The following is a 1,035-nucleotide window of genomic DNA, read 5'->3' as shown; positions in this document are numbered from 1 at the left end:
CCAGCCGCAGGGTCTCGACCAGCCCGATCCGCTTCGCGAGCGGCGTGGTGAAGGTGAGGGGGTCGTCGTGGAAACGCTGCCAGACCTCCGGGTCGCGGGGGTCGCTCGTCAAGGGAAAAGGTAGCGAGGCACCGTAGCGAGCAGGGCGCCCGCCGATGGATCGTGAGTATCTTCTCAGTTCTCATCGCGTCCCTCGCGCCCAGCGGCCGGAGCGCCACACTGGTCACCATGACCGGCGCCGCTGTCGACAGGACCTTCCAGGACGCCTCCGGCGTCGTCATCCACTACCGCTGGTGGCCGCACCCCTCGCCCCGCGCGATCGTGCAGCTGGCCCACGGGGTCGGCGAGCACTCGGGGCGCTACGTCGAGCTGGCGGAGGCGCTGGTCGCCGCCGGGTACGCGGTCGCGGCGGACGACCACCGCGGGCACGGCCGGACCGGCCTCGAGCAGCACGGCGGCGACTCCTCCCGGCTCGGACTGCTGGGGCCGGGCGGCCTGCGCGCGACCGAGGCGGCGATCCTCCGGCTGACGGAGCTGCTCGCGGAGGAGAGCCCGGGAGTGCCGATCGTGCTGCTCGGCCACTCCTGGGGGTCGCTCATGGCGCAGCGGATCGTCGACCACCACTCCGGCGCCTACGCCGCGCTCGTGCTGAGCGGCACGGCCTACCGCCTCCCGGGGCACATGAACGCGGGCGACCTGGCGAAGCGGCACCGCGTCGCCGGCGGTCTCGGCCTCGAGTGGCTCTCCCGCGACCCGGAGGTCTGGCAGCGTTTCCACGACGACCCCCTCACCTTCACCACGCCGCTCGCGAAGCGGATCGGGCTGGTCGAGACCCTGCGGCTGGTCGGCCGCCCGAAGCGCGGGCCCGAGCATCCGCTGCCCCTGCTGCTGGTCGTGGGCGCCGACGACACCCTCGGCGGCGAGCGGTCGGTGCGCGCGCTCGCCCAGGCCTACCGGCGGCGGGCCGGGTACACGGACGTCTCGGTGCGGGTGTACCCGGAGGCGCGGCACGAGCTGTTCCAGGAGCTCAACCGG

General features: G+C 74.0%; 1 protein-coding gene. It reads left to right on the top strand.

Annotation, left to right across the window (positions count from 1 at the left end; genetic code table 11):
- Positions 1 to 228 precede the first annotated feature (228 nt).
- A partial coding sequence (locus C5C74_RS16865) for an alpha/beta fold hydrolase (protein WP_104351945.1) occupies positions 229 to 1,035 on the top strand: 807 nt, incomplete at its 3' end.

Source organism: Rathayibacter sp. AY1E8, from assembly GCF_002931415.1.
Taxonomy (GTDB): Bacteria; Actinomycetota; Actinomycetes; order Actinomycetales; family Microbacteriaceae; genus Rathayibacter.
This window is presented reverse-complemented; position numbering and strand designations above follow the sequence as displayed.